This is a genomic window from Xanthomonas sp. SHU 166 (assembly GCF_000364685.1).
Classification (GTDB): domain Bacteria; phylum Pseudomonadota; class Gammaproteobacteria; order Xanthomonadales; family Xanthomonadaceae; genus Xanthomonas_A; species Xanthomonas_A sontii.
Window position 1 is genome coordinate 1 of the sequence record NZ_AQOJ01000401.1, and the last position, 14,673, is coordinate 14,673.

General features: G+C 70.0%; 13 protein-coding genes. 10 read left to right on the top strand and 3 right to left on the bottom strand.

Translation table 11 applies throughout. From position 1 onward, the window contains the following. The 3 genes from D180_RS11090 to D180_RS11100 all read left to right on the top strand — a co-directional run. Positions 1-1,223: carbohydrate porin (locus D180_RS11090; RefSeq protein WP_017912850.1), on the top strand; the 1,223-nt coding region annotated here is incomplete at its 5' end. A 118-nt stretch (positions 1,224-1,341) separates the two neighbouring features. Continuing rightward, complete coding sequence (locus D180_RS11095; protein WP_017912851.1) at positions 1,342-2,331, top strand: MBL fold metallo-hydrolase; 990 nt, start codon at positions 1,342-1,344, stop codon at positions 2,329-2,331. Between the two features lie 193 nt (positions 2,332-2,524). After that, positions 2,525-2,764: a DUF1653 domain-containing protein gene (locus tag D180_RS11100; RefSeq protein ID WP_017912852.1), complete on the top strand. Its 240-nt coding sequence runs from the start codon at positions 2,525-2,527 to the stop codon at positions 2,762-2,764. Positions 2,765-2,803: 39 nt separating this feature from the next. On the opposite strand, the gene D180_RS24205 is transcribed toward D180_RS11100, so the two are convergent. Beyond that, positions 2,804-2,959 carry a hypothetical protein gene (locus D180_RS24205; protein WP_017910105.1) on the bottom strand — a complete coding sequence of 52 codons (156 nt, stop codon included), beginning with the start codon at positions 2,957-2,959 and terminating at the stop codon, positions 2,804-2,806. Between the two features lie 422 nt (positions 2,960-3,381). Between D180_RS24205 and D180_RS11105 the strand changes: the two genes are divergently transcribed. Together D180_RS11105 and D180_RS11110 are read left to right on the top strand one after the other, a co-directional pair. Then, the gene (locus tag D180_RS11105) at positions 3,382-3,975 is read left to right on the top strand and encodes a TetR/AcrR family transcriptional regulator (protein ID WP_017912853.1); all 594 of its coding nucleotides are present in this window, start codon (positions 3,382-3,384) and stop codon (positions 3,973-3,975) included. 44 nt (positions 3,976-4,019) lie between these two features. Then, positions 4,020-4,631 carry a cytochrome b gene (locus tag D180_RS11110; RefSeq protein ID WP_017912854.1) on the top strand — a complete coding sequence of 204 codons (612 nt, stop codon included), beginning with the start codon at positions 4,020-4,022 and terminating at the stop codon, positions 4,629-4,631. A 12-nt stretch (positions 4,632-4,643) separates the two neighbouring features. Here the strand turns inward: D180_RS11110 and D180_RS11115 are convergent, their stop codons facing one another. Together D180_RS11115 and D180_RS11120 are read right to left on the bottom strand one after the other, a co-directional pair. Continuing rightward, positions 4,644-5,747, bottom strand: coding sequence for an ATP-binding protein (locus tag D180_RS11115; protein WP_017912855.1), 1,104 nt, complete (start codon positions 5,745-5,747; stop codon positions 4,644-4,646). Continuing rightward, positions 5,744-6,475 carry a response regulator gene (locus D180_RS11120; RefSeq protein WP_051064810.1) on the bottom strand — a complete coding sequence of 244 codons (732 nt, stop codon included), beginning with the start codon at positions 6,473-6,475 and terminating at the stop codon, positions 5,744-5,746. Before D180_RS11120 ends, D180_RS11115 begins: the two co-directional genes overlap by 4 nt. Before the next feature lie 90 nt (positions 6,476-6,565). Between D180_RS11120 and D180_RS11125 the strand changes: the two genes are divergently transcribed. The 5 genes from D180_RS11125 to D180_RS11145 all read left to right on the top strand — a co-directional run. After that, a complete protein-coding gene (locus D180_RS11125; RefSeq protein WP_017912857.1) occupies positions 6,566-7,774 on the top strand; it encodes an efflux RND transporter periplasmic adaptor subunit in 1,209 nt (402 codons plus the stop codon). A 15-nt stretch (positions 7,775-7,789) separates the two neighbouring features. After that, on the top strand, positions 7,790-10,921 hold the full coding sequence (locus D180_RS11130) for an efflux RND transporter permease subunit (protein WP_017912858.1): 3,132 nt from the start codon (positions 7,790-7,792) through the stop codon (positions 10,919-10,921). A gap of 298 nt (positions 10,922-11,219) precedes the next feature. After that, the gene (locus D180_RS11135; RefSeq protein WP_232760448.1) at positions 11,220-12,497 is read left to right on the top strand and encodes a macro domain-containing protein; all 1,278 of its coding nucleotides are present in this window, start codon (positions 11,220-11,222) and stop codon (positions 12,495-12,497) included. A gap of 264 nt (positions 12,498-12,761) precedes the next feature. Further along, on the top strand, positions 12,762-14,162 hold the full coding sequence (locus tag D180_RS11140) for a 3' terminal RNA ribose 2'-O-methyltransferase Hen1 (RefSeq protein ID WP_017912860.1): 1,401 nt from the start codon (positions 12,762-12,764) through the stop codon (positions 14,160-14,162). A 17-nt stretch (positions 14,163-14,179) separates the two neighbouring features. Beyond that, positions 14,180-14,673, top strand: a 494-nt coding sequence (locus D180_RS11145; RefSeq protein WP_043090828.1) for an AAA family ATPase, incomplete at its 3' end; no start/stop codon positions are given.

A 14,673-nucleotide genomic window follows, 5' to 3' on the forward strand; every position in this document is an offset into this window, starting at 1 on the left:
CCGCGCAATGGCTCGACGACCACGGCATCGCGCCGCGCCTGGTCTGGTCCAACGACTATGGGCGCAACGTCGACGGCGGCCTGTCGCGCGGCGACCGCAACGCCGGCGGCGTGGTCGCCGGCGCCGACCTGGATCTGCAACGCCTGTTCGGCATTCCCGGTGCCACGCTGCACGTCACCGGCGCCCGGTACTACGGCGACAGCCTGTCGCAGCGGCAGATCGGCAACGGCGTCAAGGTGCAGGGCTATTGGTACCCGCAGCAGCAGGCGCAACTGGCGCAACTGACCTGGGAACAGACCTTCGCCGACGGGCGCTGGCAACTGGTCGCCGGGCGCATGAACACCACCTGGCAGTTCGCGCGCAGCCGCTACGGCTGCCGCTTCGTCAGCGCCTCGGACTGTCCGTTCCAGCTGAGCCAGGCCGATGGCGGCTTCGTCGGCTTTCCCTACGTGAACTGGGGCGCGAAGCTGCGCTACAAGCCCGACGCCACCTATGTTTCGGTGGGCGCATTCGAACTGAACCCGCAGCGCAAGAACAACCACGGCCTGGACTGGAGCACCGCCGACAGCAGCGGCGTGCTGGGCACGCTCGAGGTCGGCTACGAACCCGATCCCGCACGGGGCAAGGGCGCACCGCGCTACCTCGCCGGCCTCTGGTACAACTCGGCCGACTACAGCGACCTGCGCTACAACCAGGCCGGCGGCCTGCGCGGGCTGGTCGGCGGCCCGGCGCGCCTGTACGACGGCGGGCGCTGGGGCGCGTATGCGCTCGGCGAACGCGCGCTGTACCGGCCGCTGGGCATGGCCAGCAAGCGCATGCTGGTCGCCTTCGGCAACATCGCCGCCCCGTTCGACAAGCACCAGGTCTACGACCTGCAGGTGACCGCCGGGCTGTACTACAGCGGCCCGTTCGCGGCACGGCCCGGCGACGGCATGGGCGCGATCGCGCACTACTATCGCTTCAGTGCGGACCAGCAGGGCTACATGAAAGACGTGCTGCGCAAGCGCGGCGCAGCCGCGGACATCGCGCGCAACGAACTCATGTTCGAACTCAACTACAGCTATCGCATCGCGCAGACGCCGCTGTTCCTGGTGCCGAACGTGCAGTACATCGTCCATCCCGACATCCTGGGCAATCCCGCGGCGCGCCGTGCGCCCGACGATGCGCTGGTGATCGGCTTGCGGGTGATGCTCAACATGGGTGGGCTGGGCACGCCGAAGTGAGGCCGCACTTGGCACCGGCCGGGGAGCGATATCGCGGCAGCCGAGGCAGGCGCGCACGCACGCTTGCGCCGCTGGCGGTTAACCTTCCCTCCCCTTGCGTCATCCGGATCGCGCCTCAATGGCCAACCCCTACTACCGTGGCCCCGTCAGCGACCATTTCGATGGCGTACGCTTCTTCAACCCCGGCCAGCCCACCATCGACAACGCGCTGGGCAAGGTCCTGCGCTGGAAAGCGGCCATGGGCGCGGTGCGCTGGCCCGCGCAGGTCGCGGTGACGCCGGCCATGCCTGCACCGCGGCACGACGGCCTGCGCATCACCATGGTCGGCCACGCCACGCTGCTGATCCAGGCCGCCGGCCTCAACCTGCTCACCGACCCGGTGTGGTCGCAGCGCGCCAGCCCTTCGCAGATCGCAGGGCCCAAGCGGGTAACGGCACCGGGCATCCGCTTCGCGGACCTGCCGCCCATCGATGCGGTGCTGCTGAGCCACAACCACTACGACCACTTCGACCTGGCGACCTTGCGCACGCTGCACGACGCGCACCAGCCGCTGTTCGTGATGCCGCTGGGCAACGACGTCCTGCTGCGCAAGCGCGTGCCCGATGCGCGTATCGCCACCGGCGACTGGCACGACCGGCTGCCGATCGGCGACACCGCGACGGCGACACTGACCCGCGCCAACCATTGGTCGAGCCGCGGCATCGCCGACCGCAGGATGGCGCTGTGGTCTGGCTTCTTCATCGAGACCGCGCGAGGATCGGTGTGGTTCGCGGGAGACACCGGCTACGGCGATGGCGCCATCTTCCGCGAGATCCGCGACCGGCACGGCGCGCCCGACGTGGCGTTGATCCCGATCGGCGCCTACGCGCCGCGCTGGTTCATGGCGCCGCAGCACATCGACCCCACCGAAGCGGTGCGGATCTTCCGCGACACCGGCGCGCGGCGCGCGCTCGGCATCCACTGGGGCACCTTCCAGCTCACCGACGAAGGGCGTGATGAGCCGCGCGAAGCGCTGGCCGCCGCACTGCACCTGGCCGGCATCGCCGCAGCGGACTTCGTCGCCGCCGAGCCGGGGCAGGCGTTCGACTTCGCCGATTTGGCGCCTTGACGTGCGCAGAAGTGAAGCATGCGGGCGACAATGGACGCTGCTTCTTAAGGCCGGTTGCCTGAGATCCCCCCGCAGGAGCGTTCCGTCGTCACGACGCGGCGAACCGCCGCGGTCGCGCAATTCGCCCTCGCGACGCAGAGAGAGCGCAGGTGCAGACGGCTACACTCGCGCTCCCGCCCACCAGGACACCGTCATGCGCGACCTCAGCCCGCTGCCTTCCATCGCCCTCGGCCGCTATCGCCACTTCAAGGGCGGCGAATACGAGGTGCTGGGCGTGGTCCGCAGCAGCGAGACGCTGGAACCGCTGGTGCTGTATCGGCCGCTGTACGGCGAAGGCACGCTGTGGGTGCGGCCGTATCCGATGTTCATCGAGCAGGTGGAGATCGATGGCGTACGCCGCCCGCGCTTCGCGCCGATCGACGCGGACGCCTGAGCACGGCGCAGGCGACCGCGCCGCGCCCGACGCGAGACGCTAGCGCTTGGCCGCGCTGTCCACGTCGCTCTTGGTCGCGGCGTGATCCTGTGCCGGGCGGTTGCGGTTCTTCTTGGCGCGCGTGACCAGATACAGCATCGCGGCGATCAGCAGGACGAACAGTCCGGCGACCCAGGGCATCAGCGTGGTGTCCATTCGACACTCCAATTCGGTTGCACAGCGGTCACCAGACCACACCCGCAGTGAAGGCCTTGGCTAGTGCGACGGTGAGGTCGGCGTCGTGCCGGCGCATCGCATGCGCACGATGGGCGGTTCCGTCGCGCAGTCCTGAGCCGCCGCGACGGCGTCCTTTACGACGGCCTTCGCGACAGGCACAGCATCACTTGGGTTTGCGACCAGGCGCATTCCGCACGCCGCGGCGATCGCGCTGTCGATGCCTGAGAGGCCCTGGCCGAGACGTTCGCAGGACGGGCAAGCCATTCGAATCTCAGGCCTTCGGAGCGCACCGGCCGCCGTGCCGGCCAAGCCGCCCAGCGCACGCCGAATCGACCGTGACACATTGACATACGCCCTGTACGCAAATAACGTACGCCACGTATGTGAATGAAGGCCCGCCCATGCACCAGCGCCGCAGCCGCCGCGAGATGATCGAGACCACCCGCGCCAGCCTGCTGGCTGTGGCGCGGCAGGCGTTCGCCACGCACGGCTTCGCGCACACCTCGATGGACGTGTTGACCGCCGAGGCCGGTCTTACCCGCGGCGCGCTGTATCACCACTTCGGCAGCAAGGACGGCCTGCTGATCGCGGTCATCGAGCAGATCGAGGCCGAGGTGGGCCTGCGCCTGCAGGCGGTGTCCGACGCCGCGCCCACGCCGTGGGACGGTTTCCGCCGCCGCTGCCGCACCTACCTGGAACTGGCGCTGGAACCGGAGATCCGCCGGATCATCCTGCAGGACGCGCGCGCCGTGTTCGGCGACGTGCCGCCGGCGGCGCAGTCGGTGGGCATCGCCGCGCTGCAGGCGGCGCTGGAAGCCCTGATCGCCGCCGGCACGGTGGCGCCGCTGCATGCCGGGGTGATGGCACGCATGCTCTACGGCGCGATCACCGAGGCGGCGTTCTGGATCGCCGAGCCGGACGCCGACCTGCACGCACGGCTGGCCGACGCGCTGGACGCCTTGGACCGGCTGCTCGACAGCCTGCGCACGCCTTGATTCCGCAGCACTCCCCGCCTCGCCACTCGACCAGGATCACGCACATGCACTGGCGCAACACCGCACAGCGCTTCGGCGCCCTCGCCAAGCTGTTCCACTGGACCACCGCCGCCGCCTTCATCGGCGCCTATGCGGTGGTGTACTACGTCATCTGGTTCATGGACGACACCTCCGACGCCTCGCTGCCGGTGCTCAACCTGCACTGGGTGCTGGGCCTGCTGGTCGGGTTCCTGGTGCTGCCGCGGCTGTTGTGGCGCTGGCTGGACGTGCAACCGGACGATCCGCCGGGCTCGGCGCTGGAACACCGGCTCGCGCATCTGGCGCATTGGGGTCTGTACGCGCTGCTGATCGTGATGCCGCTGACCGGCTACATCGGCACCGGCGCGCCGACCGACCTCGGCCTGTTCCGCATTCCCGGCTTCAACGAGACCGCGCTGTTCGCCTGGATCAGCCGCACCTGGCACCTGAGCTGGGAGGCGTTCGAAGCGCCGATCGACGTGGTCCACCACTTCATCGGCAAATGGATCGCATGGGTCGTCGTACTGCTGCACGTGGCAGCCGCGCTGTTCCATCACTGGGTCCGCCGCGACGAGGTGCTGACCCGCATGCTGCCGGGGCGTACACCGCGCGTGCGCAGCGACGCGACCTCCGCCTGAGCCAACGCGCCTCTAGCGCGACGCCGGCACCTGCGCTGTGCGCGTCGCGGCCTCCACTGGCGCCAGCGGCCAGCGCACTTCGAATCGTGTCCCGCTGCCGGCCGGCAGGCACAGCGCATCGCCGCCATGCGCCACGGCAATGGCCTTGACCACCGCCAGGCCCAGGCCGCTGCCGCCGCTCTTGCGCGAACGCGACGGATCGCCGCGGCGGAACGCATCGAACACCCGCGCGGCGATCTCGGGCGCGATGCCGGGGCCGGTGTCTTCCACGAACAGCACGCATTGGCCCGCGTCCGCCTGCACGCCCACCCGCAGCGGGCCCGGCTCGGCATAGTGCTGCGCGTTTTCGAGCAAGGCCATCAGCGCCTGGCGGATGCGCACCGCATCGCACAGCACCGGCGTGCGCAGCGCCAGCACGGGTTCCAGCACCAGCCCGCGCGCGTCCAGGCTGGCGCCGAAGGCATGCAGCACGGCCTCCACTTCCCGCGCCAGGTCGGCCGGCGCCGGCTGCAACTCCAGGTGCCCGCTGTCGGTGAGGCTGAGTACGCGCAGGTCCTCGATCAGCCGGTTCAGGCCTTCCACCTGCCGCAGCAGGCTCTCGAACGCCGCCACGTCCGGCGCGAACACGCCCTCGGCCAGGCCCTGCAGGCGCCCGCGCAGGATCGTCACCGGCGTGCGCAGTTCGTGGGCGACGGCGGCATTCCAGAATGCGCGCTCGCGGGTCATCGCCTGCAGGCGGTCGGCCATGGCGTTGAAGTCGCGCACCAGCTGCGCGGTCTCGCCCAGCGCATGCGCATCCATGCTCGCGCGTGCGTGCAAGTTGCCCTGGGCGACTTCGCGCAGGCTGTGCGCCACAGAGTTCAACGGGGTGAGGATGCGCCGCGACAGCCGCACCGCCACCGCCACCGCGATCGCCACGGCCAGTGCGGCGGTGGCGCCGATCCACATCATCTCCACCCGCGACGGCACCCAGGTGTCGGAGATGCTGCTGGGCTGGTAGGCCGCCGCCAGCGCGTAGAACACGTAGGAGCCGACCACCGACAGCAGGATGATCCACAGCGCCAGCGCGCCCAGCGACAGGATGACCTGGCGGCGCAGCCCGGGGGCGCGGCTCATGCGCCGGATCCGAACCGGTAGCCGACGCCGCGCACGCTGGCCGGCGTGCCCTGCACGCCCAGCGCCTCCAGCTTCTTGCGCAGCTTGCTCATGTGGCTGTCGATGGTGCGCTCCTGGGTGTCGCCTTCCGGCAGGCAGGCGTCGAGCAGTTCGGCGCGGCTGAACACCCGCTTCGGCGCGCGCATCAGCCGCACCAGCAGCTTGAACTCGGTGAGCGTGAGGTCCAGCGTGTGCCGCTGCTCGCCCACCCGCACGCTGGCCTCGTGCTGGTCCAGATCGACATGGAAGGCGCCCACGCGCAGGCTGCGAGCCTCCTCGGCACCGTTGCCGCGGATGCGCCGCAGCACCGCCTGCACCCGCGCCACCACCTCGGCCGGGTTGAACGGCTTGACCACGTAGTCGTCGGCGCCCAGGCGCAGGCCCATCAGCTTGTCGATGTCCTGGTCCAACGCGGTGAGCATGATCACCGGGGTCTCGCCGCGGTGGCGCAGTTCGGCCAGCACCTTCCAGCCGTCCGCCGCCGGCAGCTGCACGTCCAGCAGGATCAGATCCGGATCCAGCGCCAGGTGCAGGTCCAGCGCGGCGCGGCCATCGGCGGCGTGGGCGCTGCGCAGCCCGCTGCGCGCCAGGTAGGCGCTGAGGATCTCGGCGATCTCGCTCTCGTCTTCGGCGATCAGGACCAGCGGCGCGGACGCGGGCACGGCGGCGCCCGGAGAGGAAACGGACATGGAGGCAGCGAAGGCGCATCGGCCCGGACGGGCGGATCTCCATCATATCTCCACATCGCATCGAACGCCGCGCAACCCGCGGCCGCGACCATGCGCGGCTTTGGCGTCCGCCGCATCCGCGGCGGCAGCGACGAGGCACGAGGCATGGGCATGCGGCAACAGGTACGGACTCTGGGACTCGGCGGCGCGCTGGCGTTGGCCCTGACGGGCTGTGGCGGCGGCGCGCAGCCGCAGGCGGTGGCCGCGCCGGTACAGGTCACCGCGGTGACCCTGCACCCTGCGCCGATGACGGTGAGCGTGGACCTGCCCGGCCGCGTGGCCGCGCTGCGCAGCGCACAGATCCGCCCACAGGTCGGCGGCATCGTGCAGCGTCGCTTCTTCGAGCAGGGCGCCGATGTGCGGCGCGGCGATGCGCTGTTCCAGATCAACCCGGCACCGTTCAAGGCCGACATGGACACCGCCGCAGCCGCACTGCACCGTGCCGAGGCCGCGCAGGTGCTGGCCGACGTGCAGCATGCCCGGCTACAGCGGCTGGTCGAATCCGGCATGGTCAGCCGGCAGATGTACGACGACGCCACCTCGCAGCGCAGCCAGGCCGCCGCGGCGGTCGCCGAGGCCAAGGCGACGCTGTCGCGGCGGCGCCTGGACCTGGCCTTCGCCACCGTCGACGCACCGATCGACGGCCGCATCGACCAGGCACTGCTCACCGAGGGTGCGCTGGTCTCGCCCAGCGACAGCGCGCCGATGGCGGTGATCCAGCAGATCGACCAGGTCTACGTCGACGTGCGCCAGTCCGCCAGCGACCTGGACCCGCTGGATCCGGCCGCGCGCGCGCAGGCCACCGGCGACGACGGCCTGCCGGCGCAGATCCTCGACCGCAGCGGTACGCCCTCGGGACTGAGCGGGCGCGTGCTGTTCTCCGGCATCACCGTCGATGCCGGCACCGGCGATGTGCTGCTGCGCATCCTCGTCGACAACCCGCGGCGGCGCCTGTTGCCCGGCATGTACGTGCGGGCGCGGGTGCCGCGCGCCCACTACGCGCAGGCGCTGCGCGTGCCGCAGCAGGCGGTCACCCATGTCGGCAAGCGCGCGCAGGTGTGGGTGCTGGACGCCAATGCGCAGGTGCGCAGCGCGACGGTGCAGCTGGGCGAACTGGTGCAGGGGCACTACCGTGTCGTCGCCGGCCTGCAGCCCGGGCAGCAGGTGGTGGTCGAAGGCATCGACCGGCTCAGCGCCGGCGCCCGGGTGAAGGCGCGTGCGTGGCAGCCGCCGGTGGTCGCCACCGCCGCCGCGGACTGAACCGGGAACGCCGCCATGCCACAGTTCTTCATCGAACGCCCGGTCTTCGCCTGGGTGATCGCGCTGTTCATCGTGCTGTTCGGCACCCTGGCCATCGGCCAGCTGCCGGTGGCGCGCTATCCCTCGGTGGCGCCGCCCTCGGTGTCGCTGATCGCGTCCTACCCCGGCGCCACGCCGCAGACCCTCAACGACTCGGTGGTGAGCCTGGTCGAGCGCGAGCTGTCGGGGGTCAAGAACCTGCTGTACTTCGAGTCCACCGTGGACACCTCGGGCAGCGCGCAGATCACCGCCACCTTCAAGCCCGGCACCAATGCGGAGCTGGCGCAGGTGGACGTGCAGAACCGCATCAAGGCGGTGGAGCCGCGCCTGCCGCAGGCGGTGCGGCAGAACGGGCTGCAGGTGGAATCGGCCGCGTCCGGCTTCCTGATGCTGGTCGGCCTGACCTCGCCGGACGGCCGCTACGACGAGGTGGCGCTCAACGACTACCTGGCCCGCAACATCGTGCAGGAACTGCGGCGCATCGACGGCGTCGGCCGCGTGCAGCTGTTCGGCGCCGAGCAGGCCATGCGCGTGTGGGTGGACCCGGACAAGCTCGTCGCCTACGGCATGACCATGACCGAACTGGCACAGGCGATCGAACAGCAGAACGCGCAGATCGCGCCCGGCCGCCTCGGCGACGAGCCGACCGTGCGCGGACAACGCCTGACCGTGCCGCTGACCGTGGCCGGACAACTGACCACGCCCGCGCAGTTCGCCGCCATCGTGCTGCGTGCCGACAGCGGCGGCGCGCGTGTGACCCTGGGCGACGTGGCGCGGGTGGAGCTGGGCGCACAGTCCTATGGCTTCTCCAACCGCGAGGACGGCGCTCCCGCCACCAGCGCGGCGATCCAGCTCTCGCCCGGCGCCAATGCGGTGCGCACCGCGCAGGCGGTGAAGGCGCGGCTGGCGGAACTGGCCGCGAGCATGCCGGCCGGCATGCGCTATTCGATCCCGTTCGACACCGCGCCGTTCGTGAAGCTCTCGATCAAGCAGGTGGTCAAGACCCTGCTCGAAGCGATGGTGCTGGTGTTCCTGGTGATGTACCTGTTCCTGCAGAACGTGCGCTACACGCTGATCCCGGCCATCGTCGCGCCGATCGCACTGCTGGGCACCTTCGCGGTGATGCTGCTGGCCGGTTTCTCGATCAACGTGCTGACGATGTTCGGCATGGTGCTGGCGATCGGCATCATCGTCGACGACGCCATCGTGGTGGTGGAGAACGTCGAGCGGATCATGGCCAGCGAAGGCCTGCCGCCGCGGCAGGCCACGACCAAGGCGATGCGCGAGATCACCGGCGCGGTGGTCGGCATCACCCTGGTGCTGACCGCGGTGTTCATCCCCATGGCCTTCGCCAGCGGCTCGGTGGGCGTGATCTACCAGCAGTTCACCCTGGCGATGGCGGTGTCGATCCTGTTCTCGGCGTTCCTGGCGCTGACCCTGACCCCGGCGCTGTGCGCCACCCTGCTGCGCCCGATCGCGCCCGGCCATCATGCCAAGCGCGGATTCTTCGGCGCGTTCAACCGCGGCTTCGAGCGCCTGACCGGCAGCTATGCCGCACGCGTGGCGCGGCTGCTGCGGCGCAGCGCGCGGGTGCTGGCGGTGTTCGCGGTCCTGTGCGTGGCGTTGGTCTTCGCCATGCGCGTGCTGCCCTCGGCGTTCCTGCCGGAAGAGGACCAGGGCTACTTCATGACCTCGATCCAGTTGCCCACCGATGCCACCAGCGAGCGCACGCTGGCGGTGGTCAAGGCGTTCGAGCGGCACGTCGCCACGCGCCCGGCGCTGGCCTCCAACCTGGTGATCCTGGGTTTCAGCTTCTCCGGCTCGGGTACCAACGCGGCCATGGCCTTCACCATGCTCAAGGACTGGGACCAGCGCGACGGCGCCACCTCCAGCGACGAAGCCGACCGCGTGCAGCAGGCCATGGCCGACCTGCCCGAGGGCACGGTGATGAGCCTGCTGCCGCCGGCGATCGACGAGCTCGGCACCTCTTCCGGCTTCACCCTGTACCTGCAGGACCGCGGCAACCGCGGCGAGGCCGCGCTGATGGCGGCGCAGGCGAAGCTGCTGCAACTGGCCGCGGACAGCAAGGTGGTCAGCGGCGTGTATCAGGACGGCCTGCCGCCGGGCAAGAGCATCCGCCTGGAGATCGACCGCCAGCATGCCGAAGCCATGGGCCTGCCGTTCTCCGCGATCAGCAACACCTTGTCGGCGGCGATGGGCTCGCTGTACGTCAACGACTTCCCCAACGCCGGGCGCATGCAGCAGGTGATCCTGCAGGCCGACGCCGCGTCGCGCATGCAACTGGACGACGTGCTGGGCCTGCGCGTGCGCAGCACCGAGGGCGGCATGGTGCCGCTGCGCGAAGTGGTGACCGCCACCTGGACCGACGCACCGCAGCAGCTGGCGCGCTTCCAGGGCTTCCCGGCCGTGCGCATCACCGGCGGCGCCGCGCCTGGCGTGTCCAGCGGCGCGGCCATGGCCGAGATGGAACGGCTGGCCGCGCAGCTGCCGCCGGGCTTCGCCGTGGCCTGGACCGGGCAATCGCTGCAGGAGCGGCAGTCGGCCGCGCAGGCGCCGCTGCTGATGCTGCTGTCGGCGCTGGTGGTGTTCCTGGTGCTGGCGGCGCTGTACGAGAGCTGGACGATCCCGCTGTCGGTGATGCTGGTGGTGCCGCTGGGCCTGCTCGGTGCGGTGGCCGCGGTGATGCTGCGCGGCCTGCCCAACGACGTGTTCTTCAAGGTCGGCCTGATCACCATCATCGGCCTGTCGGCGAAGAACGCCATCCTGATCGTCGAGTTCGCCCGGCAACTGCACCGCGATGGCCAGGGCCTGCTCGAGGCGGCGACCAACGCCGCGCGCCTGCGCCTGCGCCCGATCCTGATGACCTCGCTGGCCTTCGCCCTGGGCGTGGTGCCGCTGATGCTGGCCAGCGGCGCCAGCGCCGAGACCCAGCACGCCATCGGCACCGGCGTGTTCGGCGGCATGGTCAGCGGTACCGTGCTGGCGATCTTCTTCGTGCCGGCATTCTTCGTCTGCGTGGTGGGGCTGCAGGAGCGGGTGGCGCGCTGGCGTGCGCGATGCGGCGGGGGTGCGTCTGCCGAGAACTAGATCGGCGCTGCCGCTGCCGTTGTGGCCGTCGACTGTCGTGCAGCCGCGCCGCGCGACGTGGTGTGCTTTTCCGATGGCGCAATGCGTCGGGACTGAAGTCCCTCCCACAGTGCACACGACTGGCTCGCCGCAAGCGCCTGCGGGAGCGGCTTCAGCCGCGACGAGGCATCACTGGGAATGCCTGTCGCGGCTGAAGCCGCTCCCACGAAAAAGAATCGCTGCCGTCGATCGGCAATGAGCCGCACCTCTTCTCCTGGCCTCGCCCGATCTCAGGAGGTGAGACGCCGCTGCCGCATGCTTGCGCGCTCCCCGCTGCTGCCCTGGCGCCCCTTGCTGCAGGACAGCCAGGTGCGCACATGCGCTGACGTCGGCAGCACCTCGCCCGGCCTCTCTCGGCCAGGCGGTAGGCAGCGCTATCCGCACACGCGGTGCCCTTCAGTGCGGGCAAGCGACAGGCGCCACCACGGGGATCTCTTCATCGATGGATCGCACCATGTTCAAGGCACGAATCGGCGACCTGTTCGCCAGCCACGCCCACGTCCACGCGAATGCGGTCAATTGCGCCGGCATCATGGGCAAGGGCATCGCGCAGGCGTTCAAGCGGCGCTATCCGGCCATGTTCGAGGACTATGCCGTGCGCTGCCGGGAAGGCCGCGTGCGCATCGGCGAGCCCTATCTGTACGACGACGCCAGCGGCATCCGCATTCTCAACTTCCCGACCAAGCGCCATTGGCGCTCGCCGTCGCGGCTGGAGGACATCGCGGCAGGGCTGGACTATCTCGCCGCGCGTCTGCGCGAATGGGACGTGCGCAGTCTTGCCCTGCCGCCGCTGGGCTGCGGCAACGGCGGTCTGGCCTGGGAGGAGGTCGGCCCGTTGATCTACCGCACGCTGGCACACCTGCAGGTCGACATCGAGGTCTATGCGCCGTACGGCACGCCGCTGGCGCAACTCGAAACCGCCTTCCTGACGCAGCCGGCAAACGCCTCGACCGAGGGCGTTGGCAAACGCACGGCGCCCCAGCCGGGCTGGATCGCGATCATGGAAGTGCTGCGGCGGCTGCAGGCCCGGCCGGAGGCACGGCCGATCGGGCGCACGCTGTTCCAGACGCTCTGCTGGGCCATGACCGAACTGGGCGTACCGACCGGGCTGACCTTCGGCACTGCCGGCCGCGGCCCGCGCCAGGGCGACGTCCGGCCGATCCTGACCGACCTGGCCAACCGCAACTGGCTGCAGGAGCAGCCGCAGGGGCGGACCATGGCGCTGCGCGCCTCGCCGCAGTACGACAAGGAGCATGCGCGGTTCGCCGCGGCGTATGCGCCTTACGACACCGAGATGGCGAAAGCCGTGGACCTGTTCGCACAGATCAGGAGCATCGACCAGGCCGAGGACATCATGACGGTGTTCCAGGCCGCGCGCCGGCTGCAGGTGGCGCATTCCGGGCAACGGCACGATGCACAGCAGCTCATTGCCCATCTGCGGGATGCAAACGCGATTGCGGCGCTGGAAGAACAGCGGCGTACTGCGACAACGACAATCGAGACGCTACTGGCGCTGGATTGGATTCGCTTGCACTGAGCGCGGCGCTGCCAGGCGCGCCGACACGCATTCAATCCAGCGCGAATCGCGGTAAAGTGGCACCGCATCGCGGCGACTATGGGTCGACAACTGGCACCCTCGATCGTCCTGACAGACACGGCCGAGTCCTTGGTGGCGTGCCACATCCACCGCGATGCGCACTCGCCATTCAAGCCAGCGGTGACCAGCGCACCTTCCCAGCCCCCGCACGGTGGCAATGGCAGCGCGGTAGACTCACGGCCTTTCTCGCGAAGCCATCACACCGTGCTGCTGTCCCTCTCCACCACCACCCAGCCCGCCACCGATCTCGGCTACCTGCTGGTCAAGCACCCCGAGCGTGCCCACGAGGTCGACCTGCCTTTCGGTACCGCCCGGGTGTTCTACCCACAGGCCGACCACACCCGTTGCACCGCAGTGCTGATGCTGGACATCGATCCGGTGGGGCTGGTGCGCGGTCGCGGCGAAGCCGAAGGCACCCTGTCGCAGTACGTCAACGACCGGCCGTACGTTGCCAGTTCCTTCCTCTCGGTCGCGCTCAAGCGCGTGTTCGGCACCGCCATGGCCGGCACCAGCAAGAGTCGCCAGGCGCTGGCGGACACGCCCATTGCGCTGGAAGCGGAAATTCCGGTGCTGCGGTGGCGCGGCGGCGAGCAACTGCTGCAGGCCTGGTTCGAACCGCTTGGCTACACCGTAACGGTCGAGCGCCTGCCGCTGGATCCGCGCTTTCCCGAGTGGGGCGACAGTCCGTATGTGCGCCTGCAGCTCGCCGGGACCGTGCGCCTGCAGGATCTGCTGACCCACCTGTATGTGCTGCTGCCGGCCATCGACGGCGACAAGCACTACTACGTCGGCCACAACGAAATCGAGAAGCTGCTCGACAAGGGCGGCACCTGGCTGTCCGCGCACCCACAACGTGAGGCGATCGTCGGCCGCTACCTGCGCCGCCACAAGCCGTTGGTGCGTGCGGCGCTGGCGCGCCTGCTGGACGATGAAGAGGAGGCGATCGACGCCCAGGAAGAGCGCAAGGAAGCGGCCGAGGACGCGATCGAACGCCCGCTCAGCCTCAACGACCAACGCATGCAGACCGTGGTCGAGACGCTGCGCACCCTGGGCGCGCGGCGCGTGGTCGACCTGGGGTGCGGCGAAGGGCGCCTGCTTGGCCTGCTGCTCAAGGAGCCACAGATCGAGCACCTGCTCGGCATCGACGTGTCGCTGCGCTCGCTGGATCATGCTGCCGATCGGCTGCACCTCGAACGGCTGCCGCCGCTGCAGCGTCAACGCATCACCCTGGCCCACGGCGCGCTGACCTACCGCGATCGCCGTATCGAAGGCTTCGATGCAGCCTGCGCGATCGAGGTGATCGAACACATGGACGCGCCGCGCCTGCCGGCGTTCGAGCGCGCCCTGTTCGGTTTCGGCAGGCCGCCTGCAGTGGTGATCACCACGCCGAACAGCGAGTACAACGTGCGCTTCCCGACCCTGCCGGCCGGGCGTTTCCGCCACCCCGACCACCGCTTCGAGTGGACGCGTGCGGAATTCCGCGCCTGGGCCGACGGCGTGGCGCGGCGCAACGGCTACAGCGTGCGCCATGCCCCCATCGGCCCGGACGATCCGGAGGTCGGTCCGCCGACCCAGATGGCGGTGTTCACCCGCGACGTGGCCTGACCCTTTTCGGCACCCTCATGACGATACGCATTCCCAAGCTCAGCCTGGTCGCCCTGATCGGCCCGTCCGGCAGCGGCAAGTCCACCTTTGCCCGCACCCACTTCCTGCCGACCGAGGTGATCTCCTCCGATGCCTGCCGCGGCCTGGTCGCCGACGACGAGAACGACCAGACCGCCACCGGCGACGCCTTCGAGGTGCTCTACTTCATCGCGCGCAAGCGCCTGGCCGCCGGCCGCCTGACCGTCGTCGACGCGACCAACGTGCGCCCGGAAGACCGCAAGCGCCTGGTCGAACTGGCGCGCGAGTTCCATGTCCTGCCCTGCGCCATCGTGTTCGACCTGCCCGAGCGCGTATGCCAGGACCGCAACAGTGCGCGTGCGGACCGCAACTTCGGCCCGCACGTCATCCGCAACCAGCAACAGGCGCTGCGCAAGGGCCTGCGCGGCCTGGAACGCGAGGGCTTCCGCCACGTCAGCGTGCTGCGCTCGGTGGAGGACGTGGCGGCCGCCAC

Bases quoted from the DNA above. Each gene is read 5' to 3' on its own strand.
- D180_RS11125 (WP_017912857.1), top strand. From the start codon at position 6,566: ATGCGCGGCTTTGGCGTCCGCCGCATCCGCGGCGGCAGCGACGAGGCA.
- D180_RS24205 (WP_017910105.1), bottom strand. From the start codon at position 2,959: ATGGACACCACGCTGATGCCCTGGGTCGCCGGACTGTTCGTCCTGCTG.
- D180_RS11115 (WP_017912855.1), bottom strand. From the start codon at position 5,747: ATGAGCCGCGCCCCCGGGCTGCGCCGCCAGGTCATCCTGTCGCTGGGC.
- D180_RS11095 (WP_017912851.1), top strand. From the start codon at position 1,342: ATGGCCAACCCCTACTACCGTGGCCCCGTCAGCGACCATTTCGATGGC.
- D180_RS11130 (WP_017912858.1), top strand. From the start codon at position 7,790: ATGCCACAGTTCTTCATCGAACGCCCGGTCTTCGCCTGGGTGATCGCG.
- D180_RS11120 (WP_051064810.1), bottom strand. From the start codon at position 6,475: ATGTCCGTTTCCTCTCCGGGCGCCGCCGTGCCCGCGTCCGCGCCGCTG.
- D180_RS11105 (WP_017912853.1), top strand. From the start codon at position 3,382: ATGCACCAGCGCCGCAGCCGCCGCGAGATGATCGAGACCACCCGCGCC.
- D180_RS11110 (WP_017912854.1), top strand. From the start codon at position 4,020: ATGCACTGGCGCAACACCGCACAGCGCTTCGGCGCCCTCGCCAAGCTG.
- D180_RS11100 (WP_017912852.1), top strand. From the start codon at position 2,525: ATGCGCGACCTCAGCCCGCTGCCTTCCATCGCCCTCGGCCGCTATCGC.